At 49.3% G+C, this 25820-nt stretch carries 23 protein-coding genes; 2 read left to right on the top strand and 21 right to left on the bottom strand.

Annotated features, from left to right (window positions below; all coding sequences use genetic code 11):
* Positions 1-108: 108 nt before the first annotated feature.
* A complete protein-coding gene (gene def / locus V3C10_05550) occupies positions 109-561 on the bottom strand; it encodes a peptide deformylase (GenBank protein ID WVP63286.1) in 453 nt (150 codons plus the stop codon).
* On the bottom strand, positions 533-796 hold the full coding sequence (locus V3C10_05545) for a helix-turn-helix transcriptional regulator (protein ID WVP63285.1): 264 nt from the start codon (positions 794-796) through the stop codon (positions 533-535). The genes def and V3C10_05545 overlap by 29 nt, the downstream gene beginning before the upstream one ends.
* 419 nt (positions 797-1215) lie before the next feature.
* Here V3C10_05545 and V3C10_05540 point away from each other — a divergent pair, with 419 nt between their 5' ends.
* Positions 1216-2172, top strand: coding sequence for a DUF1848 domain-containing protein (locus V3C10_05540; protein ID WVP63284.1), 957 nt, complete (start codon positions 1216-1218; stop codon positions 2170-2172).
* A gap of 86 nt (positions 2173-2258) precedes the next feature.
* On the opposite strand, the gene V3C10_05535 is transcribed toward V3C10_05540, so the two are convergent.
* Positions 2259-2996, bottom strand: a complete 738-nt coding sequence (locus V3C10_05535; GenBank protein ID WVP63283.1) for a metallophosphoesterase family protein — start codon at positions 2994-2996, stop codon at positions 2259-2261.
* A gap of 498 nt (positions 2997-3494) precedes the next feature.
* Here V3C10_05535 and V3C10_05530 point away from each other — a divergent pair, with 498 nt between their 5' ends.
* Complete coding sequence (locus tag V3C10_05530; protein WVP63282.1) at positions 3495-3998, top strand: YbhB/YbcL family Raf kinase inhibitor-like protein; 504 nt, start codon at positions 3495-3497, stop codon at positions 3996-3998.
* 193 nt (positions 3999-4191) lie between these two features.
* Here V3C10_05530 and V3C10_05525 read toward each other — a convergent pair whose 3' ends face one another.
* The 18 genes from V3C10_05525 to V3C10_05440 all read right to left on the bottom strand — a co-directional run bounded on the left by V3C10_05525 (position 4192) and on the right by V3C10_05440 (position 25731).
* Positions 4192-4713, bottom strand: a complete 522-nt coding sequence (locus tag V3C10_05525; protein WVP63281.1) for a 3-isopropylmalate dehydratase — start codon at positions 4711-4713, stop codon at positions 4192-4194.
* 23 nt (positions 4714-4736) lie between these two features.
* Complete coding sequence (locus V3C10_05520; GenBank protein ID WVP63280.1) at positions 4737-6017, bottom strand: aconitase/3-isopropylmalate dehydratase large subunit family protein; 1281 nt, start codon at positions 6015-6017, stop codon at positions 4737-4739.
* A gap of 23 nt (positions 6018-6040) precedes the next feature.
* A complete protein-coding gene (locus V3C10_05515; protein WVP63279.1) occupies positions 6041-6601 on the bottom strand; it encodes an HD domain-containing protein in 561 nt (186 codons plus the stop codon).
* A 47-nt stretch (positions 6602-6648) separates the two neighbouring features.
* Complete coding sequence (locus V3C10_05510) at positions 6649-8013, bottom strand: MmgE/PrpD family protein (GenBank protein WVP63278.1); 1365 nt, start codon at positions 8011-8013, stop codon at positions 6649-6651.
* Between the two features lie 484 nt (positions 8014-8497).
* Positions 8498-9982, bottom strand: coding sequence for an L-fucose/L-arabinose isomerase family protein (locus V3C10_05505; GenBank protein ID WVP63277.1), 1485 nt, complete (start codon positions 9980-9982; stop codon positions 8498-8500).
* A 108-nt stretch (positions 9983-10090) separates the two neighbouring features.
* Positions 10091-11614 (bottom strand): xylulokinase, encoded by a 1524-nt coding sequence (gene xylB, locus V3C10_05500; protein ID WVP63276.1) that lies wholly within the window; start codon positions 11612-11614, stop codon positions 10091-10093.
* Positions 11615-11716: 102 nt separating this feature from the next.
* Positions 11717-12553, bottom strand: a complete 837-nt coding sequence (locus V3C10_05495; GenBank protein WVP63275.1) for an AraC family transcriptional regulator — start codon at positions 12551-12553, stop codon at positions 11717-11719.
* A 309-nt stretch (positions 12554-12862) separates the two neighbouring features.
* Entirely contained in the window at positions 12863-13630 is a 768-nt protein-coding gene (locus tag V3C10_05490; GenBank protein ID WVP63274.1) for an IclR family transcriptional regulator, read from the bottom strand.
* 214 nt (positions 13631-13844) lie between these two features.
* A complete protein-coding gene (locus tag V3C10_05485) occupies positions 13845-14441 on the bottom strand; it encodes a nitroreductase family protein (GenBank protein WVP63273.1) in 597 nt (198 codons plus the stop codon).
* Positions 14442-14472: 31 nt separating this feature from the next.
* A complete protein-coding gene (locus tag V3C10_05480; protein WVP63272.1) occupies positions 14473-15648 on the bottom strand; it encodes a PrpF domain-containing protein in 1176 nt (391 codons plus the stop codon).
* A 64-nt stretch (positions 15649-15712) separates the two neighbouring features.
* Entirely contained in the window at positions 15713-16876 is a 1164-nt protein-coding gene (locus V3C10_05475; GenBank protein WVP63271.1) for a beta-propeller fold lactonase family protein, read from the bottom strand.
* A gap of 174 nt (positions 16877-17050) precedes the next feature.
* Positions 17051-18409 (bottom strand): SLC13 family permease, encoded by a 1359-nt coding sequence (locus V3C10_05470; GenBank protein ID WVP63270.1) that lies wholly within the window; start codon positions 18407-18409, stop codon positions 17051-17053.
* Positions 18410-18451: 42 nt separating this feature from the next.
* The gene (locus V3C10_05465; protein WVP63269.1) at positions 18452-19690 is read right to left on the bottom strand and encodes a MaoC family dehydratase N-terminal domain-containing protein; all 1239 of its coding nucleotides are present in this window, start codon (positions 19688-19690) and stop codon (positions 18452-18454) included.
* Positions 19691-19745: 55 nt separating this feature from the next.
* Positions 19746-20960, bottom strand: a complete 1215-nt coding sequence (locus tag V3C10_05460) for a CoA transferase (GenBank protein ID WVP63268.1) — start codon at positions 20958-20960, stop codon at positions 19746-19748.
* A 54-nt stretch (positions 20961-21014) separates the two neighbouring features.
* Positions 21015-22229: a CoA transferase gene (locus V3C10_05455; GenBank protein ID WVP63267.1), complete on the bottom strand. Its 1215-nt coding sequence runs from the start codon at positions 22227-22229 to the stop codon at positions 21015-21017.
* Between the two features lie 18 nt (positions 22230-22247).
* The gene (locus V3C10_05450) at positions 22248-23456 is read right to left on the bottom strand and encodes a CoA transferase (GenBank protein WVP63266.1); all 1209 of its coding nucleotides are present in this window, start codon (positions 23454-23456) and stop codon (positions 22248-22250) included.
* 260 nt (positions 23457-23716) lie between these two features.
* A complete protein-coding gene (locus V3C10_05445; GenBank protein WVP63265.1) occupies positions 23717-25111 on the bottom strand; it encodes an MATE family efflux transporter in 1395 nt (464 codons plus the stop codon).
* Positions 25112-25143: 32 nt separating this feature from the next.
* Positions 25144-25731, bottom strand: a complete 588-nt coding sequence (locus tag V3C10_05440; GenBank protein ID WVP63264.1) for a TetR/AcrR family transcriptional regulator — start codon at positions 25729-25731, stop codon at positions 25144-25146.
* Positions 25732-25820 lie beyond the last annotated feature (89 nt).

Raw genomic sequence — 25820 nt, 5'->3', positions numbered from 1 at the left:
TGTATGCTTAATATTTTATTTCACAAATTTCCTGTTTTTTCATTATAACTGATAATAGCTGAATAGGGAACTTTTTTTCTTCATTTTCTTAAGTTACCGCTCACATTCTCAGTGTAATTCTTCAATTGCCTTATCTAAAAAGATCTCCCCGTCCAGATGTTCCAGCTCATGGCAGTAGCATTTTGCCATCTCCCCTTCTCCGGTCACGATGATCTCCATGCCGTTTTCGTCCAGGGCCTGGACCGTTACTTTCTGCGGGCGGATCGTCTTTGCAAAACGGCCGGGGAAGCTCAGGCAGCCCTCCATGCACTCCTGCACTCCGCTTCTGCCGATTATCTTCGGGTTGACCAGCTTCAGGCATACATCACAGTAATCAATGACTACCAGACGTTTCAAGATCCCCACCTGGTTGGCCGCCATGGCTGCCGCATTTTCCGTATGATGCAGCGTATTCATCATATCATCCAGCAGCTCCCTGATTTTATCATCCACTTCCTTGACTTCTTTGCATCTTTTCCTCAATATTTCATCATCATTCTTCCGAATCTGTCTGATCGCCATGGTTCTCCCTTCTGCTGCAGCCGGCTCTCGATTTTTTCCGGCTTTCCGCAAATAAAAACACCTCTTCAATGGAACAGCCGAATACCTGCGATATGCCATAGGCAAGCCAAATCGACGGTTCGAATTTTTCTGTCTCTATTGCATTGATTGCCTGTCTTGAGGTTCCGGCCATCTCCCCCAGCTGCTCCTGTGTTATGCCTTTTTTCTCCCTCAATTCCCTGATTCTGTTTTTCACTGCTGTCCTCCTATGTAATGTTTACCTTACATATGCTGTTTACAGTATAAAATCTGTTTAATGTAATGTCAACCTTACTTTTAATTTAAAATCTTTTATTGTTTTTACCGTTTCTGTACATCGCAGAGCGCGTTATTGCCGGCAGCGTATCCGATTTCCGGTTGAAATGTAAGCCATAACTTTTTTGATCACGTTCATTTCGCGCCGTAACCCTCGGGTTTGACCCAAGGGGGCCCGCTGTCTGTGACTTTCGCTTTGCTCCACTCACAAAAAACGCCTCGCAGAATACTGCCTGTGAACAGTAACCTGCCATATCCACTTAGTAATATTTTTCTCACTTTTCTCTTGCAATCTTCAGTGACATGGGCTATAATTTAATCAGAACATTTGTTCGATATTTTTATTGAAGGAGGGATGCCATGATAATCAGCGTCAGCAGAAGAACCGATATTCCTGCCTTTTTTTCCGGCTGGTTTATGAATCGAATCAGTGAACAATATGCCCTTGTCCAGAATCCATTTAATCCTCACCAGATAAGCAAAGTCAGCTTAAGTCCCGACGTTGTCGACTGCATTGTGTTCTGGAGCAAGAATCCGGAACCGATGATTCACAGATTGCAGGAACTAAAGGACTACATGTACTATTTCCAATATACTCTGAATGCGTACGGAGAGGATCTTGAAAAGAATCTTCCTCCCGTTTCCGAACGCATTTCTACCTTCCATACTCTCTCCCGGCTTACTGGAAAGCGGCGGGTAATCTGGCGCTATGATCCCATTATTCTCAATGAAACGTATACGTTCTCATGGCATCTGGACCGTTTTGCCTCCATTGCCGATGCGCTTCAGGGCTGTACGGAAAGGTGCGTCATCAGCTTTATAGACCTCTACGCCTCCATTGCCGGTCCGGCGAAGAAGTACGGCATCCGGGAACTTTCCGACAGCACAGTTTTAGAACTTGTAAAGAAGTTATCCTCCATTGCCCGCTCCTTTGGCATGATGATGGAAACATGTTCGGAAGAGATCGATTTGTCTTCCTGCAGCATCGCCCATGGCTGCTGTATCGACGGCCGTTTGATATCAAACCTTCTGGGCTGTTCCCTCAACACAGAGAAGGACAAGAACCAGCGTCCCGAATGCGGCTGTGCCGCGAGTATTGACCTGGGTCTCTACAATACATGCAGAAACGGCTGTGTTTACTGCTATGCCAACCACAGCAGCCAAATCCTGGAAAAGCGCGGCCGGATGTACGACGAACATTCCCCTCTGCTCTGCGGGCGCCTCACGGAACTTGATAAGGTGACGGAACGGAAGGTAAAGAGCCTGCAAGACAGACAGCTTGATCTGTTTTCCAGACTCCCTCCCGATGAAAGATAAACTGATTGAAAAGATGATAAATACGGGCTGGCAAAGCGTACCGGAGTAACCTTACCAACGCCTCTACGCGATAACAATCGATGGTTTTATACCATTCTTACTATCTGCTCATATAAGCAGCTGCTATGTTCCCTTGGGAACGTTTGGTTTACATGCATATGCCCAAAAAACCAATGTTTATAACTAACAATCTCTTTAATCCCCTGTAGATAATCGGTTAATTTATCCGCATGATACAAACCGATGCCTTCATCCAGTTGTTTAAGGAGAGAGGTATATGGGCTATGGGTAATAATATAATCAACCTCATTCGCAGCTATCTTCAAGTTCTCTATGCCTTCTTCCATCTCCGTTTCTGACGGTAACTCACGTTCCCACCATGAAACATGATTGATACGAAACATTTTTGAATCATCTCTCCTCCATATTTTGATTTTCGGGTCTCCCCTATCCAAGATGCCATCCATTATATCATGGCTGCTAGCTCCGCCGAATGTGAAGAATCTGTTTCCATCTATATTGTAAACCTGGCCGCGCATCAGATGAATGACGGTCGGACGAATAAAATTAACCTTACCGCCGCACCACTCCGTTATTGGCAGAGCATCCAGTATATCATAGTTGTCGTGATTACCTGAAACAAATAATGTTGTAAACGGTTTTCCTTCGAGCCAATCAAGATTATGTTTTTCTGAATTTGAACCATCCCACATGCCAAAATCTCCGCAAACTATGACATAATCCCTCTTTGTCATTTCTTTTTGCTCTGGGAAACCCTCCGTTCTAAGCCTGCTCATCCAGTTGCCGTGTGTATCTCCTGTCACATAAATAATTCAAACCGCCTCCCTGTATTTGGTTATTTTATTCAACCCATAAACTTAACTATTGCTTTACATGCCCAGTCCATATTATCCGGAAATAATCTTACTTGCGAATCCAAAATAATTTTTCATTACTTTAACCTCGAAAATAAAGTCCGGGGCGGCATATAGGCTCATTGACATCAATCTACAGAATTTCTTCCATTATTTTATCACAGTAACAGTTCACCGTCCATTCATCCCTGATGTCCGCTCATATAATATACCTGTAATCATTCTTTTCACATTAGAATATAAATTGCAGATTTTCTCAGTTTAAACGCGCCCTTTTCTTTAAGTTTCCATTGCTGGCAAATACCTGGCTCAGATTTTTAAATCACTCTTTAAAATGCCTACTCTATAATGCAAATACGGATACTATCAACAATAAAATAAATAATTTACATTTTTTTCATTATTTTGTATACTTAATACATCAAATCATAAAAGAGGAGGAACAATATGAAAGTCATCAGTCACGGCATTGTTAACGGCATTATTGAGGATAAGTATGGTAAACGTGGTTCCCATTTCAACGAATTCGGGATGTCAACCTATTCGCTTCCTTTCGAAGTTCTGGATGCCCCGGAAGGAACAAAAAGTTTTGCACTTCTCCTGGAAGATAAAGATGCATTTCAAGTCAATGGCGGTTTTTCCTGGATTCACTGGGTTGCCGCCAACATAACAAGAACTAAGATTGAAGAGAACGAGAGCCAGACTGCAACTGATTTTGTCCAGGGCGTCAATACCTGGAACTTCAAGCAGAGCAGTCCAGAGAATAAAAAACTTACCGCTTTTTACGGTGGCATGGCTCCGCCGGATGCACCGCATATCTATGAGCTTCATGTGTATGCCCTGGACTGTCTCCTTGATCTGGAAAATGGATTCCTGATGAACCATATGTACCGCCAGATGGACGGACACATTCTGGAGCAATATACGCTGAAGGGCGAATACAGTAATTAGTGAAAGAACGGTGTAAGATAACCTTTACGATCTAACAACGAAAAGCACGCTTCACGAACTTTTCATTGCCACTCAATAAAAAGATGACGGCCAGAAAATATCCCTGTCCGCCATTCTTTTATTGGCTGGTTATCGGAGTTTCCCGCCTATTTTTTAATAGTTCGTTATCCGGTAATCCATCCTGTTTTATATTTCATTTCTGGTTTGCCTGCTGCTTCAGATACGGGAATAATCCGCCCGCCTTCATAATATCATTCTCCAGATTACTGACGGCATCACCGTGAAATTCTTTCCGGTTCGTCAAGTCCCGGATCGTCCCCGTTGCAGTGTCGATCTCTAATTCATCTTTATCTGATATCTCACCATTTTTAATCGCTGCCCCAAGACCTTTGACAAAGAGAACCAGATATCCGTTATTGACCGCATTCCGGTAATAAATTCTGGAAAACGTCTCCGCCAGGACACAGGGAACACCTCCGTACTGGAGACAGTACACGGCATGTTCCCGGCTGGAACCGCAGCCGAAATTTTTTCCGGCCACAACTATGTCACCCGGCTTTACTTCTTTGGCAAAGTTCTCCTTGCCGGGATAATACTCAAATGCATACTGGGGCATATTTTCCGGATCCGTCTCCGCCAGATATTTATTGTGGTATATCAAATCGGTATCGACATCATCGCCGAATACCCAGGCTCTCCCTTTAAGAATGCTCATATTCATTTCCTCCATTTTCCCAATTATCCGAGAATCTCCCTCGGGTCGGTGATACAGCCTCTGACCGCCGTCGCCATGGCCGACATCGGGCTCATCAGATAGGTATGGCTTCCCTTCCCCACTTTGCCGATAAAGTTCCTGTTGGTTGTGGAACAGCCGACGTCACCGGACGGCAGGGCTCCGTAGTGCTCCGCGGTGCACAGGGAACAGGTAGGATTTGTAAATACAATGCCTGCTTCCAGAAATTTTTCAATCATTCCCTCTTTTGCGCACCGTATCTGAACTTCCGTAGTGCTCGGGGTAATAATCGCACGGATACCGGGACTGATTTTCCCTCCCCCGGCCATCAGCACGTCATAGGCTGCCTTCAAATCTTCAAAGCGGCCGTTGGAACAGGAACCGATATGAATCTGGTCAACCGCGGTGCCTGCAACTTCGCGCACGGGACGGACATTATCCGGGGCGTCCGGACAGGATGCCAGCGGTTCCAGATCCGTCACATCATAGTGCAATACCCTGCAGTACTCCGCATCGGAATCGGCTGAGAGCAGCTTCGCACGCTCTCTTACCTCCTCCCCTGCCCTCTCTGCCAGCCATTCAAGGACTTCTCCGTTCGGCATAATTAACGGGACTTTTCCGCTCATTTCCGTGACCATGGAACAGAGTGTCAGCCGTTCTGCCAGTGTAGCGCGTTCGATTGTCTCACCGGTAAATTCAACTGCGAGGAAATCCATACCGCTGGCTCCCAAATCACCGACAATGTGGGTCAGCAGATCCCGCATGCACACTCCTCTTTGAAAGGAGCCGGTAACTTCTATTTTCATCGTCTCCGGCACGCGGAACCAGTTTGTCCCATTGATATAAGACGCCGCAATATCGGAATTGCCCACACCGGTTGCAAATGCGCCGACCGCTCCCAGAAGGTTCATATGGCTGTCCGTTCCCAGGACCACATCTCCCGGTTTTATCAGGCCGTGCTCCAGCATAACATGCTGGCCGATGCCGTGGTTGATATCAAATACATGCCTGATTCCCTGGCGTCTGGCAAACTCACGGATGATTTTCTGGTTGTTGGAAACCTTCTCCGAATGGGAGGGCGCCTGAAGATCAAAGGTATATGCAATCTTATCGGGATCCCATACTTTTGCGTCCTTCCCCATCTCCTTTTCAAACTGCAGTACGCAGTTGGCCCCTCCAAAATCACGGGCGGAGGCCAAATCAATCCTGCACCATATGCGGTCACCGACCTCAACCGGATGGCCGGATGCCCGCTCCATTATCTTTACAATTGCTGTCTTTCCCATTTTTTCCCCTTTCACCGCTGCGGCTATTTCATGCCGAGAAATGATTTTACCGCTTCAAAATTGATAAAATCCGCCTTGTTAATCACAACCCCCTCCGGACTGCGGAGAGTCCCATCCCCCTCGTGGGCATGGTTTGCTATGATATGGCCGATTCTGCTGGAGCAGCCGTTACGCAGTGCCAGCACCGTGCCCGAAAATGGATGGCGCAGGTTCTTGCCGAGTTCTGATTTTACCGTAACTCCATCCTCATTTTTTTCATACTCAATCAGCTTTCCCACATCATGGAGCAGAGCCCCAGCAATCAACTCGTCGTGATCCAGGGTGAAAGCGGCGTCTTTCTTCGAATAGATATCATTAAATTCGTCCATGGCGGCTCTGGAAATCCGGGTAACGCCGCGCACGTGATCCAGATAACTGAACGGACAGTCCGGTATCAGCAGGGTAAACGGGATGTTATCCATATCATCCGGTTCCCAGCCTCCGGTTTTCAGTGCATCTATGTAGGTTGCGACCACCTTGTCCTGAAGTTCCCCGTCGTGAATCCAGCCGATTTCAGGGAACAGTTCTCTGATTCTTTCTTCCATTTTTATCACCTTTCCTCTGTCAGTTCCTGTCCTTATCTGTTCATACTTTACCAGTTCAGCAGGGACAGGAAATCACCCGGGTTTGTCTCCTGTTCAAACCGTGTACAGCGGTCAATGACCTCTTTTATTGTCTCTTCCTTCAAAAGTCCCGTAGCCGCTGTGACAAACTTTTTAACCAGTTCATCAAATCCGACCGGGTTCTGCGGGGAACCTTTCAGGTCATAGCACCCTTCCCCGTATTCGGTCCCGTCCTTCATGATGATTTTTACCTGTGCTCCCCGTTTTTTGGGGTACAGGGCATTGACCTCATCATCAATACGGACTGTCACCAGCTTTGCCAGTTTCAGATACTCCTGGTTTGTATAAGCTTCTTCCTTCAGATGGCGGACGGCAACGCCATGCTCCTTAAGCGCCAGGGCAACACCGTAAGGAATGCTGAACTTTGCCTCGCCCGGATTCTTTGGTTCATAAATAATTCCGGTCAGCTCATATGCCACCCTGTGGGTTCCTACCTCCACGGCAGCCACATCTTCCGGAACAATATGATTCTTTACCGCCAGATTCAATACGGCCTCAATGGCCGGCTGGGAATGACGGCAGGTCGGATAAAATTTATTATAGGTCTCCGATATCTGATAATCCTTCCCAAGCCCTTCCGTTACCGTCTCCGGGCTGATGGTTTTGCTCATCGCCTGGAACAGTCCCGTCCTGCCCTCGAAAACGGTTGTAGTTCCCGGCAGCCCCTGTTCCGCCACATAGGCACAGCAGATACCGTTGTAGGCGGCATTGCCCACCATCACACATTTGGACTGCTGCCCCGAGACGGTGGCCTCCATTAAGCCGGAAGCCTGAAGACCCGCCATGCCAAGGCCGTTGGCCATCCTCCCTTCGTCCAGTTTCATCAGTTTGCCGGTGACTGCCATCGCGCCTACCGTATCACAGGTTGCCGTCGGATGAAATCCCCGGTCAATGAGCTGGGGGCTCTGTGCAACCGCAAGCCGATATACAATCTCATATCCCAGCACAATTGCGGTCAGTATTTCTTTTCCCGTGGCATTCAGCTTTGCCCCCATGACCAAAGCCGTCGGAACAACCACTGCACCCGCATGGACGCCGGCAAATTTATGTCCGTCATCCAGCTCTATTGAATGGGCGAATGTAGCGTTCAGCATCGCCGCTCGTGGGGCAGGAAAACGTAGACAGGGATTTTCTCCGATAATTCCGCATTCTCCTTTTCCAATCTTTTCCATCGCTGCAATCAGCGCATCCGCATAATTCCATCCTGCGCGGCCCGCCAGCATGGCGCCGATTGTGTCCAGCAGACGCTCCCTGGCTAGATCTGCCACACCGGACGGAAGATCTTCGTAATTTGTCTTTACAAGAAAATCCGCAAACTGATGTGTTAATTCCATCTTATAACCCCTCCTTTATCAAAGTCTCTTACTGTCGGTCTCCAGGTTATTGGAAATCGAGGACTCCATTGTAGTTTTCATCACAGGTTTCAATACTGTTTTAATTGCAGCGCCCAGCATATTTTCTATTGTACAGAATTCATTTCTTTTATATAGAAATTGTATCATGAAAACAGGTAAAATACAATATCCATCATCAAAAAATAGGAAGAATTTTCTCCTGTAAGTAAACCATATCAATTTTCTAAGAATATTATATAATTTTTGAGGGAAAAGAATGAGAAAGCATATACAACGGGGAAAGCATACCAGAGATACCGGATAGCCATAGAATGAATGTAGAAAACGCTGCCCCCCAAATAAATACTATATCAGGAGTGCAGCGTCTCTTCAGTTTAATTTTTTCAGAATAAACGGGGCTGTTGATTTAACCTGCTCTTTCAGTCTCACTTAAAACAAGGCAGTTTCAACTACAACGTGCCGCTTATGCAAATGGGTTCTCGGTCTTATACAGCATATTCTTCGGCTGATTGAATCCAATCTCTTCCGCATCTACCCCGATATACTTGAACACCTCGTAAATTGCCTTCCCGTAATGGCCGAAGGCTACCGCTCCGTGATGCGGGAAGTTCTTTTCAATCAGCACATGGCGGTAGAAACGGTTCATCTCCGGAATTGCGAAAATCCCAATGGCTCCAAAGGAGCGGGTGGCTACCGGAAGGACCTCTCCCTGGGCGATGTAGGCCCGGAGTTTGCAGTCTGCCGTACTCTGCAGACGGAAAAATGTAATATCGCCCGGCACAATATCACCTTCCAGCGTGCCCTGCGTCACTTCCTCGGGAAGCGCTCTGGCCATGATGAGCTGGTATTTCATCTCACAGAACGAAAGCTTCTTTGAACTGGTATTTCCGCAGTGAAATCCCATAAATGTTTCCCTCTGGCCGTAATTGTGAACTCCTTTAATATCCTCCTGATAGAGGTCAGCCGGTACAGAATTGTTGATATCCAGGAGAGTTACCGCATCCTCACTTACACAGGTCCCTATAAATTCACTCAGCGCACCATAGATATCCACCTCACAGGATACCGGAATTCCCCGGTCCGTCAGACGGCTGTTCACATAACACGGCACAAATCCGAACTGGGTCTGGAATGCCGGCCAGCATTTGCCCGCAATCGCCACATACTTTCGGTATCCCTTATGTTCCTTCACCCAGTCAAGCAGCGTCAGCTCATACTGTGCCAGTTTTTCCAGTATTTCCGGTTTCCGGTTTCCCACGCCAAGTTCCGCCTCCATATCCTTTACTACTCCGGGTATACGATCATCACCCGCATGTTTATTAAACGCCTCATATAAATCCAGTTCGGAATTCTCCTCAATCTCCACTCCCAGATTGTAAAGCTGTTTAATCGGAGCATTGCAGGCAAGAAAATTAAGCGGTCTCGGACCAAAGCTTATGATCTTCAAACCGGACAGTCCCACAATAGCCCGGGCAATCGGTACAAACTCATGAATCATATCGGCGCACTCCTCGGCCGTGCCGACCGGATACTCCGGAATATAGGCCCTGATGCCGCGCAGCTTCAGATTATAGCTTGCATTTAACATGCCGCAGTATGCGTCGCCGCGCCCCTGGATCAGATTGTTTCCGCTCTCCTCGGCCGCCGCGATAAACATGGACGGACCGTCAAAATGCTTCGCCAGCAGGGTCTCCGATATCTCCGGGCCAAAGTTTCCAAGATAAACTACAAGCGCGTTGCAGCCGGCCTCTTTCACGTCCTCCAGCGCCTGTACCATGTGGATCTCACTCTCCACGATGCAGACAGGACATTCATAAATATTCTGTTCGTCATACTTTGCCCTATAGGCCTCCACCAGCGCTTTTCTCCTGTTTACGGAAAGGCTCTCCGGAAAACAGTCCCGGCTAACGGCCACAATTCCTATTTTTACTTCCGGTATGTTGTTCATATCATTATCCTCCATCTTTTTTATTGCTTCGGACGTTATCACTGCGGGCGCTGGCATTGCGAATGCGGCGGCATTATCGCTGTGGATGCAGCGGACGCATGCCCTGCCCTACAGCTTCGCCAATTCTTTAAAATCCGTCTTCAGGCTTCGGTACAGGCTCCGGTAGAGTTTATGGTACTCTGCATAAATTTCCGTATTATCTTTATCCGGTTCATTGCTGCTTTCCACTCCGATGAGCGCATCGCAGGCCTCCTCCACGCCCGGATAAATGCCGCAGCCCACGCCGGCCAGAATAGCGGCTCCCAGAGCAGGGCCCTCCTCCTGCTTCACGGTCATTACACTGCAGCCATAGAGATCGGAGAGCATCTGACGCCAGACCGCGCTTCGCCCCCCGCCTCCGCAGGCCATCATCCGGGTGACCTCCACTCCCATTTCCCTGAGAATATCATTACAGTCACAAAGGGAGTATGCAACCCCCTCCATCACTGCACGGAGCAGATGCTTTTTCGTGTGGATGGCGGACAGGCCGAAAAACACTCCCCTGCAGTCCGGATCCAGATGCGGCGTGCGTTCTCCCATCAGATAGGGAAGATAAAGCAGTTTATCACTTCCGGCCGCCACCGTCTCCACATCCCTATTGATAAGGTCATATACGTCTTTCCCCTGTGCATTGGCCTCCGCCACATAATCCTGGCAGAACTGATCCTTAAACCATTTCAGGGAAAGACCTGCGCTCTGAGTCACACCCATGATATGCCACGCACCCGGAACAGCGCAGCAGCATGTATGTACCCTGCCCTTTGGATCGATGGAAAGCTTACTGCTGTGGGCAAATACCACGCCGGAAGTTCCAATCGTGGTAAATGCGGTACCATCCCGCACAATTCCCGTTCCCACAGCAGCCGCTGCGTTGTCACCCGCACCACCCACTACCCTGACTCCGGTATCCAGACCGGTCTGCGCCGCAATTTCCGGAAGCAGGGTGCCGGTTATCTCACAGGATTCATAGACCCTGCCCAGCATGGATGGATCAATTGAGAGAGCATTCAGCACCTCATCCGACCAGCGCCGACCCGGCACATCGAGAAGCTGCATGCCGCTGGCGTCTGATACCTCGGTGGCAAATACCCCTGTCAGCACATAGCGGATATAATCTTTCGGAAGCAGAATATGACGGCACCTTTTATAGTTATCCGGTTCATGATTTCTCACCCACAGGATTTTGGCAGCCGTCCAGCCGGTCAACGGAGGGTTCGCCGTGATTTGAGTCCAACGCTCTCTCGGCATGATAGCGAGCATTTCTTCCGTCTCTTTTCCCGTTCTCTGATCACACCAGATAATGGACGGACGTATCACCTCCCCCGCCTCGTCCAGCATAACCAGTCCGTGCATCTGTCCCGACAGGCCGATACCCGCGATATCTGCGGCAGGCACTCCCGACTTTTCCACAACGCTCCTCAGCGTCTCCAAAACCGCGTCCCGCCAGTCCTCCGGCCTCTGCTCAGCCCAGCCGTTCTCCGGCTGATACAGCGGATATTCCCTGGAAGAGGAACAGACGGCATTTCCTGTTTCATCAAACAGCACCGTCTTCGTCGCGGACGTACCCACGTCAATCCCAATCAGATAGTTCATGTGATACCCCTTTCTCTGTATTTTTCTATCTATGATTATATCTTGCCGCAATTCCTCTTTCCAGACTAAAACTTGGCCTTATAATAGCACTTTCTTGCTTTTTTATCCCCTTTTTCTCATCCGTTCCCTGTATATGCTCGGCAGGCAGCCATAGCGCTTTGAAAATGCTTTGGCAAAGGCACGGCTGTTAGGAAATCCGTTATTAAGTGCCACGTCGTTCAGACTGTGAGTTGTGCCCATCATCTCCCGCAGCGCATACTCGGTCCTCAGGTTCAGAAGATATGTCTTGTAGCTGACATTGGCATATTTTTTAAACATCCGTGAGAGATAGGTGGGTGAAAAACCAAATTCTTCTGCCACACTCTTCAGCGTAATAGTATGGCTGTAATTTTTCTTCATATAGGAGGTGATACCGGACAGTTTTTCCAGATGGCGTTTCTGACGGATTGTATCCTGATTTTCTTCGGTCTGCATGAACTCCGTAACCATCAGATACAACAGTTCCAAAAACAGGCTCCGAACCTTCAGTTCGAATGCAAACTGCTTCTGCTGGTATATGTGAAACATTTCTCCGATCAGCCGGGCCAGAATCCCGTCAAACTCCTCTCCCCGCTTTAGAAATACCGTGCGCCCGTCATCCTCCAGATAACCGGAAAAACAGCTCAGCGGAATCTGGACCACAACGGTTTTATTCGGCTCCAGCGCTTCAATGGAATGAATCTCATTGGAATTTACAATCACAAAATCTCCTGCCTTAAGAGGCCGGCCGTTTTCCCCAAAGAAGAATTCAAGCCGGCCTTCCATAACCAGGAATATTTCTATCGAGCGGTGCCAATGGCCGGCCCGCCGGTAACTGCCGTCCTTGCCTTCGAACTGAAACATTTTAAACGGCAGATCCTCATTGGGCAGCACAAGTTCATGGTTAAAATCTCCGTTCATAATATTCCCCCCCTTATGAGCTCATTTTACCGCAAACGGCAGATCCGTGCAACAGGAAGGCCCCCCTTCAGGGAGGCTGTTCCCACCCGGAGGGCGAGCCTGACCGGAGCGCAAACCTGGCCGAGGTACTCTCCTCTCCAAAGGTTTTCTATACTGTGAGAGAATACGTAGAACTTTCCCACAGCAAAAAAGACCTGCCACACTCCGTGACAGATCTTTATATCCGCTCTCTAAACACATACTTTACTCAGCCCATTCTATTCGCGCTTCTGCTTCACCGGCCCTGTCCTCACGATGCCTTGACCGTACTTAAATCACGCATCCCATTTCCCGTGAAATCTGAATCGCCGTCTCACGGATTCTCGGAGTTACCGCCTCCTCTACCTCTTTTGTAAATCTTGGTGTCGGACAGCTTAGGAATATGGCTGCCACCACTTCCTTTTTCGCATTGAAGATTGGCGCCGCAATAGAGCAAAGGCCCACTTCCCTCTCTTCGCGGCTCACGGCCACGCCGTCGGCCCTTACCTTTTCAAGCTGGGACCTCGTGTAGGAGCTGGAACCGTCCTTTAACAGGCGGTCTATCGTCTCCGGTGTCTGATACGCCAAAAGGACCTTGCCGGAAGCTCCCTTTGTCAGGGAATGGCGTTCTCCCAGACTGAAGTCGCGTCGCAGCAGACGAGTGCTGTTCAAACGCATCACACAGACACGTGAATCGCCCTGCAGGGAATATACGCCGACTCCCTCGTTAAACTCATCCCTCAGTGCCTCCAGATACGGCTGCGCAATCTGGCAGTAATCCAGATTGGAGAAACTCACCTGGCTTAACTGTGCCAGACGGAATCCCAGATAATATCTGTGGTTATTGGGATGCCTGTATACATAATTCTGATTTTCCAAAGTACCTAAAAGGCGCAGCGTCGTACTCGGGTATAAACCGATTTCACGCGATATTTCAACCAGGGAAAAGCTGACCCGTTCCGGCGAAAAACAATTCAATATCTGCAATGCACGCTCAACCGCACGTACATTATTATCTACTTTCTTTTCACCTGTTTCTGTCTTTTTTGTGCCTGCCAACTGATTTTCCTCCCGACTTAGTTTCTAAAAATAGTACAGTGAAAAGCGTTTTACGGACTTTCCATCGTCGCTCATTCAGTTAATTATACCATTTCCGCAAGATCCTGGCAAACACTTATTCCCTTTTGTCCTCCACAGTCCAGACCGTATATTTGCTGTTCACAGCCTGCCAAAAAGCGGCATGCAGGAACAGTCACACTTCCTGTCTTGTCCCTTATTCAGAAAGACTGCGGGGCATATCGAGCACAATCCGGCCTTCTTTTCTGACCGCAGCTTTTTTCGCAATATAGCCGGGATATCCGACGGCAATGCTACCGAAAATGTCTTCTTCCTCACGAAGCCCCAGCCTCTCAAAGATTGACCGCACCTCCGGTACGCCGGTCAGCCAGTGAGGCTGATTGCTCCAGCATGCCCCAAGTCCCAGGGCAGTCGCGGCAAGCTGCATATTTTCCAGAGCATTGGCACAATCCGCCATGCTGTTTCCGTGGCTGCGCAGGGAGACTGCACTTATGAGGGTCGGTGCATGATAAATAAAATGATATCCCTCTTTCCTCGCCCTGATAATCCCCTTATTGATATACGCTCCCTCGACAATCTCCCTGGAGGCCAGCTCTTTGCGGATAACTTGATTCAATTCTTCCATAAGAAGCGGATTCTGTATCACCAGAAAACGGCTGTACTGAAGATTGCCGCCCGTCGGGGCATATAAGCCGCACTCGAGTACCGTCTTTAAATCCGCATCCTTAATCTGTTCCTCCTTATACACCCGGACACTCCGGCGTTCCAACATATTGGCAATTACAGGATTCATAATATTCCTCCCATTTATCATATTAATAGTCTCAGTCTCGTACGTAAACATATCCTTCCATAATACGTCTGGCCGTACGGTCCAGATTGCCGCTCAGCACCGTATGAGTGCCGTCCTCCTCCACTTGCAGATCGGCATATGCATCCATAATTCCCCACGGGTGCCCGATGCGAAGATGCGTGATACAGTCGGTTCCCAAAGACTGCTTTACAATCTCGTTAACGATAGTTCCCGGTGTATTGGCCGCGGTTACGGTACAGATCGCCCCGGTCCCCATATAGGCGTCAATCATCTTCATCCCAACGGAAAACAAGCGTCCCACAATATCAACATCCCCGGCCGCAATCGCTTTTCCACTTCCTGCCGTGTAATCCACTGGCTTTGTAGCAAAAGCGATCTTTGGAAGTGTCTGGCTGTTAATTCTGGCATCCTCTAAATCCTTTGCAAATCCCAGAGTGACTGCCCCTGTTCCACGGATGATTTCCAGGATACGGCAGATTTCTTTGCAGTCCGCAAGGGCATTGAACTGGGAAGGGATCTCGGTGCCTGTCACGCCGAAATCCTCAGGATGCACGAAAATAACAGGATTGGCCGCATCCACAAAGGAATATTCATAAACCTTTCCCTCAATTTCAATACTATCCTTCACATTTCCCGTTGGCAGAAGTTTGCCGGACGCCGCTCCCTGAGGCGCAACGAATTTGAGCGTCACTTTCGCCGCCGTTCCCGGAACTCCGTCGATGGCAAAGTCTCCCTCCGTCACCGCCCTGCCGTCCTTTACCGGAACCTGGGCAATAATTTCTTTCTGTGTATTGGTATTAAAAATATGTACCTCCGTAACTGGCTCCACTGCCTTCACCAGGCCCTCGTCGATGGCAAAAGGGCCCACCGCGGAGGAGATATTGCCACAGTTCATCGTCTTCCCAACAATAGGCTGATTGACGTCTACCTGCCCGAACTCATAATCCACATCAATGCCCGGGCGCTTACTTTTCTTAATCACAGCCACCTTGCTGGTCGATGTGTTGGCTCCTCCCATTCCGTCAATCTGCCTGCGGTCGGGGCTGCCGAAAGCGCTTAAAATCACCCGATCCCTCTCCTGCATATCGGCGGGCAAATCCCCGTCGTGGAAAAACACGGCCTTACTGGTTCCCCCCCTCATATAAACACAGGGAATCCGCCGGTTTGGTTTATATACTTTATCCATGATTAAAAACCTCCTGAAAATCTGATTTTTGATAAATTTTTATCTAATACTTTTATGTGGTAAATTATGATGTGCTGAAAAAACTCACGGTTGACGGAGAAGAAGAGGCAGCCGAAGAAACCACGCCCTGCAGCTTCCCATCCGCGCCGACCGCATAAATATCGGTCCTGTGGCTGTCGTGAAATGCCACTGCCATAAAGTGCCCATCCGGTGAAAGGCCGAACGCCCGGCCGCCGTCCGGCGTGTTAAGTGTCTGAATCAGCGTCAGTTTTCCGCTTGTTTCATCAATTTCATACACATTGATTACATTCACGATCCGCAGCATATCATAGAGAAATTTTCCGTTTCCGCTGATACAGATATCGGACTGGGAGAGGGCATCACGGGGCGGAGCATCATATCCTTCCGGCAGCGTGGAAATTGTTTCAATTTGCTCCAGTTTTCCCTGGTCACTGTACCGGAATGACGACAGAATTGTCTCCGACTCTTTATTGACATACAGATAAGGGCGTGATGGATGAAATACGGCGTAGCGGGGCGCGGATCCGGCCGACCTGAGATATGGCGTCCCCTCGCAGGGAACCACTTTCTTATTCTCATAATCAATCCGGAAGATGTAGATCTGATCTCCGCCCTTATCACAGACCGCATACAAATTTTTTCCCGGCGCTTTCACGATGGAATGGGCGTGGGCGCTGTGCTGAAAGAACTTCGGTCCCGAACCTTCCAGGCGGAAAATGTGGACCGGTTCTCCGATACTCCCATCCCCGTTCAGAGGAAAGAGCGCCACGGAGGACTCGTCGTGTGATACCTTCAGATGATACCGCCCAAAGGCATCCTTCTCCGTGGAAGTGGCAGTTGTCCTGCCCCCGTGATTCGTCACAAGCAGATATTTTGAATCTTCATCCGTTGTCAGATACGACGGTTTTGCACCGTAGGACGGTCTGCTGCCAATGAGCTTTAAACCGCCGTTACCGGGACTGATTTCAAAAGCAAACAGTCTGCCGCCGCCTCCTCCCGGCAGTCCCGGATAGTCCTGTACCTCATCTGTACAGTAAAGAATCTTCCGTTTTCCGTCTATGTGAGTGCAGCCGATGCAGAGCTTCATCGTCTCCAGTTCGTTTCCCAGATTCCTAAGGGCGCCCGTTTCCGCATCAAAACAGAAGACGGCCATACCGCTTCCCTCCCCCGGTTTCCGGTTGCCGATATAAAAAAATGTTTTATCCATATTCCTCCTTTTCCGACAGATCGATATAGCGGCAGAATCCGGGCGCAGCCGCTTAGCGTCATATTCCACCATAAGCCATCGGGTCCGGAGTCCGCTTTGCAAACCCCGAACCCGATATAAAAGTTCTCTGTCCTATATGAATCTGTGTCTGAAGCTTTATCCTGCGGCTCTCTTTCAGCTCGCCATAAAGTTGAAAATATCGTACATGCCGAACAGGCCGAGCACCATTGTGAGAACCAGCATGGCAACTGCCAGGACGATCATCCTCGGAATCATTGCCTCTCTCAGTTCATCCGGCGCCAGGCCGACCAGCATAGAACCGGCCGTCGAGAACGGTGAGAAACCTGTGGCGTTGGAACCGAACAGAATTGCGGAATAAAGTCCCACCGGATTCAGTCCGGTTGCCGCGGCCAGAGGCGGCACAAGGGGGTACATTAACGGCAGAACTACGCTCCACGTACTTGAGAAAATACTCAGGATGCCCGCAATCAGGCAGAGGAACGGACCGACCAGGAACTTCGGAACGCTGCTGCCGAAGAGTCCTTCAATCACTTCCACCATACCCGCCGATTTGGCAATCTCCATCAGGAAGCAGACACCTGCCACCAACAGGATTGTATTCATCGGCAGCCTCTTGATAACCTCTTTTGTGTCCGCCAGTTTCATTACACTGGCAATCATGGCAAAGATTAAGAAGATTGAATGAGGCTGGCATACGAGAATCAGATTTTGTATCATCGGGCTCTCAAATTTAAACCATGTGTTGAGCATGTTCGGTATTACAAGGATCAGGAAAGACAGAATGATAAGGACAAATGTCTTCTTCTGAATCGGGTTGAAATCTTCGGGTTTTTCGATTTCAATATTTTTTGCACTGAACGACTGAACTTCTCCTGCTGCCTTCTTCTTCCTTGCCGCAAGCCAGTTAAAGAAGAAGTAGCAGACGGCCATGGTCACGCACTGTTTTACCAGTGTTGTACAGTAGTTTGCCGTTGCGGTCCTGACCGCGATCTCAGTTGCCACTCCGTTGTTCTCAACAAAACCTATCATCTGTACGCCCATTCCGGTCCAGGGATTGTAAGTTCCGACCGTATAGCCGAGGCTGACGGCGCAGACCGTCATCAAAGGATCCATTCCAATCTGAAGGCCGATTGCATAGCTGATCGGGGCAATCAGGACCTGAGACGCTGTACCGGCTCCCAGGAATGCCAGAATCGCGGTGATAATAAACATAACCCACGGAATCAGTTTCAGGTTATTCCTGAAACGGTACAAAAGCTTTTTGCCAAATACGAGCAGCGCGCCGTTTTCCGAGGCAAATTCGAAGAAAAGGCTGCAGGCCAGCAGGAAGAACACCAGATTATCCGGCCAGTATTTGTAAATTGTCGCTGCCTTCTCCCCCTGGAGCACACAGCCGATGATGAATGCAAACGCCATTGCTGCGATACCCATGTTGACCCTCCACATGTTGTAGGCAACGATGACTAAAATAATTGCGATTAAACACGCCCATAATACTATCGTATTGCTCATTTGTAACCTCCCCCTGTTCTTTCAGGTTAAATGAATGCGAAATTAAAGAGCTCTGTCATATTCCGTTCTGGAAACAAGTTTTACAATGAAATCGGATTTAGTATGTACAACTCCGTCCTGATTTTCTCCCCAAACCTTAACTTCCACAAGATGTTCCCCGTTTTCAATGAATTTTCTTGCAACTTTCCCCTTAACGTATGTCATGTCCCCAAAGAATACCATACGTCTGTCCTGGGAATCCATGGATTTAACAAAAGCGTCGTCTCCCATCCAGTCCGTAATTCCGTGAACCAGCATCATCTCATTCTGGGCGCCTGCCGAGTTTGCATACGGATAACCGAAAATGTGAGCCGCATGATCCGTATAGTGCCAGTCACGGCGGAGAATATGCTCATTTGTCTCAGGATCCTTCGGGTGATGCTGAAGGTGTTCCCTCATCACAGCCCATTTGATGGCGTATGCATATGGATAGCAGCTTACCATGGTGCGGGCGCAGGCATCGGCCACATCCATCGGCCCTTTGATAACGGTTGGGATTTCTTCCCCTTCCACCACGTCCTCCCAGTAGCGGATGTTGGCGCCGCGTCGGTTCTTGCCTGCGAGCTGGTCGTCATATGCCTGATGGATCATCTCCAGCTCCTCGTCACTGTAAAAATGTCTCTGTTTATCCTGGTACATCTTCGCTTCTTTTACCTTTTTACCGCGTTTTCCCGGAGGCGTAGCCATGTAGATGTTGCGGTGCGTTTCGATCGCTACCACCTCATCCCTCTGATTGATATAATAACGCGGAACACTCTCAATGAACATACGGTACGGTTTATCTGTCACCTGTTTTTCTACAAATCCTGCATACTTGTCGTAGATCGAAAAGCTGTCTCCCGGACGGATTGGCTTAAAGTATTCATGCTTGCTGCCTCCGGCCAGACGTGAAATCCCGGGCACCCTCAGACGGCCGCCAAAAGAGGATCCGAATGCGATGCATGTTTCAAATGTCGGAGGGGCGATAAAACCTCCCCATCGCGTGCTTGCAATATAGGACGGATCGCGCCAGAACGGGTTCGGATCGCCAATAGCGTCCGCGTAGTGGCGGATTAAATCTTCGGTAATTATCTTATAATTAATTCCTCTTACATACTCATCGTCCATGATGGCGTGGGACGGAGGCGGAAGCATAACCTCTCCCCTTCCTTCGTTGAACTTTGCAATGTGTTCGTCCAGCGTCTTGTTCCACTCTTCATCACTCAGATGATCCCAATCATACGCAGCATCAAATTTTGCCATTTTCTTCTCCTTTCAGAAATACCTCCGCATTTTGCGGTATCAGTTTTTATCGCTTTTACCAGATGATTTTTTCCTCTTCCAACCTCTGTCTCTCCTCCTTAGGAATCCCCAGAAGGCCGCCGAAAATTTCATCGTTGCTCTCTCCCATTGACGGGCCTGCTTTATAAATCCTCGCCGGTGTCTCGGAAAATTTCCACACCGCATTCATGACCACCTGTCTGCCGAGTGTGGGATGTTCCACCTCAGTAAACATATTTCTGGCTTTTGTATGAGGATCCGTGAGGATTTCCTCTGCATTAAAGGACGGCATCGCCGCCACCCCGGCCGCCTGAAGCAGTTCCATCAGTTCATAATGCGTATAGGCTGCGGTCCATTCCTCCATATGACGGTCCAGCTCCCGCCGGTGCTCATACCGGCCGTACATGCCGTCATAATCACGGTTCTTTGCCCACTCCGGATCTCCCATCGCGCTCCGAAGGGACTGCCACTCTTCATCGGAGGCCACCGCGATGCTGATCCATTTGTCCTCGCCCTTACAGCGGTAGCAGTTGTGGGGAGCCATAATATCGTCCCGGTTACCCCGGCGGTACGGTGAGCGGCCGTTCATCGTGTAATCCATCAGCTCCGGACCGATGAGGGAACTCATACACTCGGACGAGGACAAGTCAATGTACTGGCCTTTTCCCGTATTCTGCCTGTGAATCAGGGCCGTGATTAAGATAAAGGCAGCCATGGTCCCGACTCTCATATCCTGGACTCCGCTCATGACGTTCGGCGCACCGTCCTCATATCCGGTCAGGTAGGCAAGTCCCCCGAAGGATGCGAAAATCGGTGCAAATCCGGCATAACTGCGGTATGGCCCGGTAGAGCCAAAGCCGGAGGATTCTATCATGATGATATCCGGTTTGACCGCCACCAGGTCCCGGTAGCCAAGCCCAAGCTTCTCCATCTTGCCGGGGCGCATATTGGCAATAACAATATCGCAATGCTCCACGATTTTCTTAGCAAGCTCTGCACCCTCCGGTTGAGTCAGATCCAGGGAAACTCCCTTCTTATTCAGGTTGGCATTGTTAAAGGTGGGAGAATTGTCAAGACCGTTAAAATTATCGGCGTCCATGACCGTACCTTTGCGTGTCTGGTCGATGCGTCCGCGGCTCTCTATCTTGATTACCTCTGCCCCCAGGTAGGAGAGAAGGGACGCTGCATAGGGTCCCGCCCAAACCCAGCTGAAATCAGCGACTCTTATTCCTTTTAAAGCATCTTTAAACATCTTGTATCTCCCCATCTCCGTTTTCCATTATTGGTGTTTCGTTTTATCCGGGTCTTACCAGATAATCTGCGCTTCTTCCAGCTTCTTTATCTCTTCTTCCTGCATTCCCAGCAGATTTTCAAACACATCGTAATTATCTTCGCCTAGGAGAGGCCCCGGCTTACGGATTCTGGCAGGCGTTTCCGAAAGCTTCCATGCGGGATTCATGACCACCTGTTTTCCAAGAGCGGGATGATCCACCTCTGTGAACAGTTCCCTTTCCTTCGTATGGGGATCCTTCAGGATCTCTTCCGCATCAAAGGACGGCATTGCCGCAACTCCCACACCCTGGAGCAGTTCCATCAGTTCATAGTGGGTATAATTTACCGTCCACTCCGTCATATGGATATCGAGTTCCTTTCTGTGCTGCCAGCGGCTGTATACGCCTGTATACTCTTCCGCCCTGGCCCAGTCCGGATCTCCCATGGCCAGACGAAGCGCCTCCCACTCCTCATTCGTAGCTACCGCGATACTGATCCATTTGTCTTCGCCCTTGCAACGGTAACAGTTGTGCGGTGCCATAATGGCATCCTGATTCCCGCATCGGAACGGCGATCTCTTATTCATCGTATATTCCATCAATTCCGGACCCACGAGGGCGCTCAGGCACTCCGATGAAGAAAGATCGATATACTGGCCTTTTCCCGTCTTTTGCCTGTTGACCAGCGCTGTGATAAGAATAAATGCGGCCATGGTCCCGGCTCGCATATCCTGGACTCCGCTCATAACATTCGGCGCGCCGTCCTCATAGCCGGTCAGATAGGCAAGACCTCCGAAAGATGCAAAAATCGGTGCAAATCCGGCATAGCCACGATACGGGCCCGTGCATCCGAATCCCGAAGATTCCAGCATGATGACATTGGGGTTCACTTTTACCAATTCCTGGTAGCCTAGTCCCAGTTTATCCATCTTTCCCGGACGCATATTAGCAACGACGATGTCACACTTTTCTACAAGGCGTCTCGCCAGTTCGGAGCCCTCGGGCTTTGTGATATCAATCGACACGCCCTGTTTATTCAGGTTCGCATTGTTGAAAGTCGGTGAAGAGTCATAACCGTTAAAACTGTCGCCGTTCATGATGGAACCCTTTCGGGTCTGATCTACACGGCCCCGACTCTCGATTTTAATTACCTCAGCGCCCATATAGGAGAGGAGTGAAGTCGCATAAGGACCTGCCCAGACCCAGCTGAAATCAGCAATTCTTATTCCCTTTAAAGCATCTTTAAACATCTCTTGGTCCTCCTCTCTTTAAATGACGCCGGCTTCTTTGAGTTTCACCAGGTCACCCTTTGTATAGCCAAGGCGGCTGCAGTAGATTTCTTCGTTGTGTTGTCCCAGAAGAGGAGCACCGTGATTTTCGCTGATTCTGATATCAGAAAATTTGTAAGGCATACCCGGATATTCCAGTTTGCCTGCCACCGGATGTTCAATCTCTTCAAAGAACTCACGGGCCTTTGTCTGAGGCGAGTTGTATACCTGCTCCGCGGAACAGATAGGCGCACATGCCGTGCCTTGAGCCTGTATCTTGAAGAACAGCTCCTCGGTGTCATACTTTTTAGCCTCTTCCCTCAGGTAAACCTTGAGTTCTTCAAAATGGGCATCTCTGTCCTTCTGGTCGATAAACGGTTCCTTCTGAGCCCATTCCGGATTGCCAAGAGCCTCCACAATGCCTCTCCACTGTTTTTCCGGATAGAGCACCACGATGATGTAGCCGCCATCCCTGCACTGAAGCAGCGTGTCCCGCACGCGGTTTACACCGACGCGCGAAGGGCTCTTACCCATCATGTAGTAGCGGACAATATTCATCTTTTCCAGAGCCATCATGCCTTCCTGTTTGGAAATGTCGATGTACTGTCCTGTTCCGCCCGCATTTCTCCAGAAAAGCGCTCCCATAATGCTGACCGCCGCATAGACGCCGACGTCGCTCTCCCCGACATAACCGCCGCCCTTGATTGGCTCCCTGTCTGCGTTCGGCGAGGCGGCCGGAAGGACATAGCCGGCTCCGCTGGCATGATATGTATTCAGATAATATGCCTTGTAATCACGGTATGGGCCATACTGTCCAAACGGAGTAATGGATGCCATGATCAGGGACGGATTCAACTGTTTCAGGACCTCATAATTCAGTCCCAACCGCTCCATCTCCCCCGGTTTTGTGTCTTCCACCAGTATGTCTGCCTCTGCAGCCAGTTTTTTAAATATGCTGCGCCCCTCGGGAGACTCCAGATTCAGGGTTACCCCCAGCTTGTTTGTGTTGTGGTAGAGGTAAAGTCCCGAAAGTTCCGGGTCGGGATTGTCGTTCAAATACGGCCCCCTTCTCCTTGCGTCGTCGCCTTCCGGCCTTTCGACCTTGATAACTTCGGCTCCGAGATCGGCAAGCAGCTTTGTACAAAAAGGCCCTGAAATAAAATTACAATACTCCATCACCTTCACTCCGCTAAGCGGTCCTACTGCCATTCAACTCACTCCTTTCCATTTCCCTCACTTTTTATTTGGTTTCATGATTTGCGGTTTTATTTTCCAAAATTTCTATTTTACGCAATTCATTTCTGTATAACAGAATATTATCATGTTTATTTTTTCTTGTATACGGCTGTAATTGACAAAAAACAGAATTAATTTTTGTGCAATATAACTAACACCGTTAGTTGTATTGCATTTTTTTACCTGGTATGATTGGGTTGAATTATACCAGGCCTGGAACATTCTATTTCCTTTCAGCGGCCGCCGGTCAACGGCGAATCGCCTGCTTTCAGGCTCTTCAAAAACCGGAACGCTGTTGTCACCGCTATCGTGCAGGCAACCAGCTCTGCAATGGGAGTTGCGCGAGCCACGCCGTAGAGCGGCCAGATTCTGTTGAGTGCAAACATCAGGGGTACGTCCAGAATTCCCTTTCGCAGCATGGATATCAACGTGGCTTTAGCCTTTCTGGCCGTGGCCTGGAAAAGCATCATAAACGTCATAGTCGCCGCGGCAAGCGGCATAGCCAGGCAGATTGTCTTCACAAAGTATCTGCCGAACCGGACCGTCTCGGCGTCGTCTATGAAAAAGCCTACAAAAATACCGCCAAACAGGAATGATATACACATACAGACGGAAGCAAAACCAACAGCCAGTCCGGCGGCGCTCAGAATGGACTTTTTCATCCGTTTAAAATCACCCGCCGTGTGGTTATAGGCAATCAACGGAAGCGCTCCCTGTGTAATTCCGGTAGAGACGCGGAACGATAGCATATTGATTTTCTTGGCAATGCCCATTCCGGCCACTGCCGCGGAGCTCTCCCCCGAAATCAGGTTGTTGACCACGGCGTTGGAAAAGCTGGAAAGCATCGTCATTAAAAAAGACGGCAGCCCGATTGACAGCACATCCCCCGGTATCTGGTTTCCAAACGAGACATCGCGCGGAGCCAGCGACAGCACCGTCGTTTTTCTGTGACGGATGATATAGATGATAAAATAGATGGTTGCACTCAGATTCGATAGCATTGTTGCGATGGCCGCCCCTGCAACCTCGCAGCCCTTCGGTAGAATGACAAACATAAAAAGCGGATCCAGGGCGATATTGAGAATTCCTCCCATGGATACGCCGAAACTTGCCTCCTTCGAAGCTCCCTCCGAACGCACCAGATGCGCCAGCAGAGGATTCAGTACCGTAGGCAGGCCTCCTATGATGCAGGTCCAGAACATATAAGTGTAGCAGTATTCGATTGTCCCGTTCCCGGCCCCTAAAAGTCTCAGGAATGAGCCTCTGAACAAGAACAGCAGCACCGAATACACGATGACAAACATCACGCCTCCCCAGACGGAAAAAGCCGATGTCTGCCGCGCCTTCTTAAAATTTTCTGCCCCCAGGCACCGGGCAATCAGACTGGAGCCGCCGATTCCGAACAGATTGGCCATCCCCGTCATCAGCAGAAGCAGCGTCATACAGATAGAGGCGGCGGCAACCATATCCGGATTGTCCGTCCGCCCAATATAATAGGTGTCGGCCAGGTTATAGACAACCGAAATAATCTGGCTGAGCACGGCCGGCACAGCCAGTGTAAATACGGAACTGATTTCCGGCATCTCGACAAAAACCTTCCGTTCCCTCTCATTAAGTTGTTGTTTCATAACGTCCCCCTCTGTTCTTGCCGGCTGCCCATTTATCCCCGGATCTGCTGCTCCTCCAAACGATGGAGCCAGTCAGCATAGCCTTTCACCAGGAAACGGAAGCTTTCCTCAGAATGAATATTTTTACCCGTAAAATATCCTGCCGCTTCAAGCAGGGCAAAACCGTGCAGGGCGCTCCTGAAACAGCGTGAAAAATGCACATTTTCCTCATCCTGGATCTGATATTGACAGACAACGTTTCTGATTGCCAGCATGCTTTCCCTGCCGACTTCGATCGTGCCGTCTCCCTGATCCAGCACAGGCATGCCGATAATCGCTTTGTATAATTCCTGATTTTCTTTCACAAATCCGCGGTATGCATAAGCCAGGGCCATAACGGCCTCGTCGCGCGTCTTTCCTTCAACCGCACGGGCCAGGCTGCCGTTGAGCCTGGTAGCAGCCAGCTTTCCGACCTCACGGTTAATATCTTCAACTCCGTTCACATGGTTGTACAGTGACGCTGCCTTCACATCCATCCTCAAAGCCAGCTCACGCACCGAAAAATTGCCGTATCCCTTCTCCTCAACCAACTGCAGAGCAGTATCAACGATCATTTCTATTGTCAAACCTTTACCCTTCATATCCCGGTGTTCTCCTTAAACTAACATTGTTAGTTTAATTGTATACCGCTGCTTTCCATTTGTCAATATGAATTCAAAATTACTCTGCC

Source organism: [Clostridium] symbiosum, from assembly GCA_036419695.1.
Taxonomy (GTDB): domain Bacteria; phylum Bacillota; class Clostridia; order Lachnospirales; family Lachnospiraceae; genus Otoolea; species Otoolea symbiosa_A.
The sequence above is the reverse complement of the archived record's forward strand: the minus strand, read 5'-3'. Positions and strand labels throughout refer to the sequence as shown.

Bases quoted from the DNA above. Each gene is read 5' to 3' on its own strand.
- def (WVP63286.1), bottom strand. From the start codon at position 561: ATGGCGATCAGACAGATTCGGAAGAATGATGATGAAATATTGAGGAAA.
- V3C10_05540 (WVP63284.1), top strand. From the start codon at position 1,216: ATGATAATCAGCGTCAGCAGAAGAACCGATATTCCTGCCTTTTTTTCC.
- V3C10_05530 (WVP63282.1), top strand. From the start codon at position 3,495: ATGAAAGTCATCAGTCACGGCATTGTTAACGGCATTATTGAGGATAAG.
- V3C10_05525 (WVP63281.1), bottom strand. From the start codon at position 4,713: ATGAGCATTCTTAAAGGGAGAGCCTGGGTATTCGGCGATGATGTCGAT.
- V3C10_05520 (WVP63280.1), bottom strand. From the start codon at position 6,017: ATGGGAAAGACAGCAATTGTAAAGATAATGGAGCGGGCATCCGGCCAT.
- V3C10_05515 (WVP63279.1), bottom strand. From the start codon at position 6,601: ATGGAAGAAAGAATCAGAGAACTGTTCCCTGAAATCGGCTGGATTCAC.
- V3C10_05510 (WVP63278.1), bottom strand. From the start codon at position 8,013: ATGGAATTAACACATCAGTTTGCGGATTTTCTTGTAAAGACAAATTAC.
- V3C10_05505 (WVP63277.1), bottom strand. From the start codon at position 9,982: ATGAACAACATACCGGAAGTAAAAATAGGAATTGTGGCCGTTAGCCGG.
- xylB (WVP63276.1), bottom strand. From the start codon at position 11,614: ATGAACTATCTGATTGGGATTGACGTGGGTACGTCCGCGACGAAGACG.
- V3C10_05495 (WVP63275.1), bottom strand. From the start codon at position 12,553: ATGAACGGAGATTTTAACCATGAACTTGTGCTGCCCAATGAGGATCTG.
- V3C10_05485 (WVP63273.1), bottom strand. From the start codon at position 14,441: ATGAATCCTGTAATTGCCAATATGTTGGAACGCCGGAGTGTCCGGGTG.
- V3C10_05480 (WVP63272.1), bottom strand. From the start codon at position 15,648: ATGGATAAAGTATATAAACCAAACCGGCGGATTCCCTGTGTTTATATG.
- V3C10_05475 (WVP63271.1), bottom strand. From the start codon at position 16,876: ATGGATAAAACATTTTTTTATATCGGCAACCGGAAACCGGGGGAGGGA.
- V3C10_05470 (WVP63270.1), bottom strand. From the start codon at position 18,409: ATGAGCAATACGATAGTATTATGGGCGTGTTTAATCGCAATTATTTTA.
- V3C10_05465 (WVP63269.1), bottom strand. From the start codon at position 19,690: ATGGCAAAATTTGATGCTGCGTATGATTGGGATCATCTGAGTGATGAA.
- V3C10_05460 (WVP63268.1), bottom strand. From the start codon at position 20,960: ATGTTTAAAGATGCTTTAAAAGGAATAAGAGTCGCTGATTTCAGCTGG.
- V3C10_05455 (WVP63267.1), bottom strand. From the start codon at position 22,229: ATGTTTAAAGATGCTTTAAAGGGAATAAGAATTGCTGATTTCAGCTGG.
- V3C10_05450 (WVP63266.1), bottom strand. From the start codon at position 23,456: ATGGCAGTAGGACCGCTTAGCGGAGTGAAGGTGATGGAGTATTGTAAT.
- V3C10_05445 (WVP63265.1), bottom strand. From the start codon at position 25,111: ATGAAACAACAACTTAATGAGAGGGAACGGAAGGTTTTTGTCGAGATG.
- V3C10_05440 (WVP63264.1), bottom strand. From the start codon at position 25,731: ATGAAGGGTAAAGGTTTGACAATAGAAATGATCGTTGATACTGCTCTG.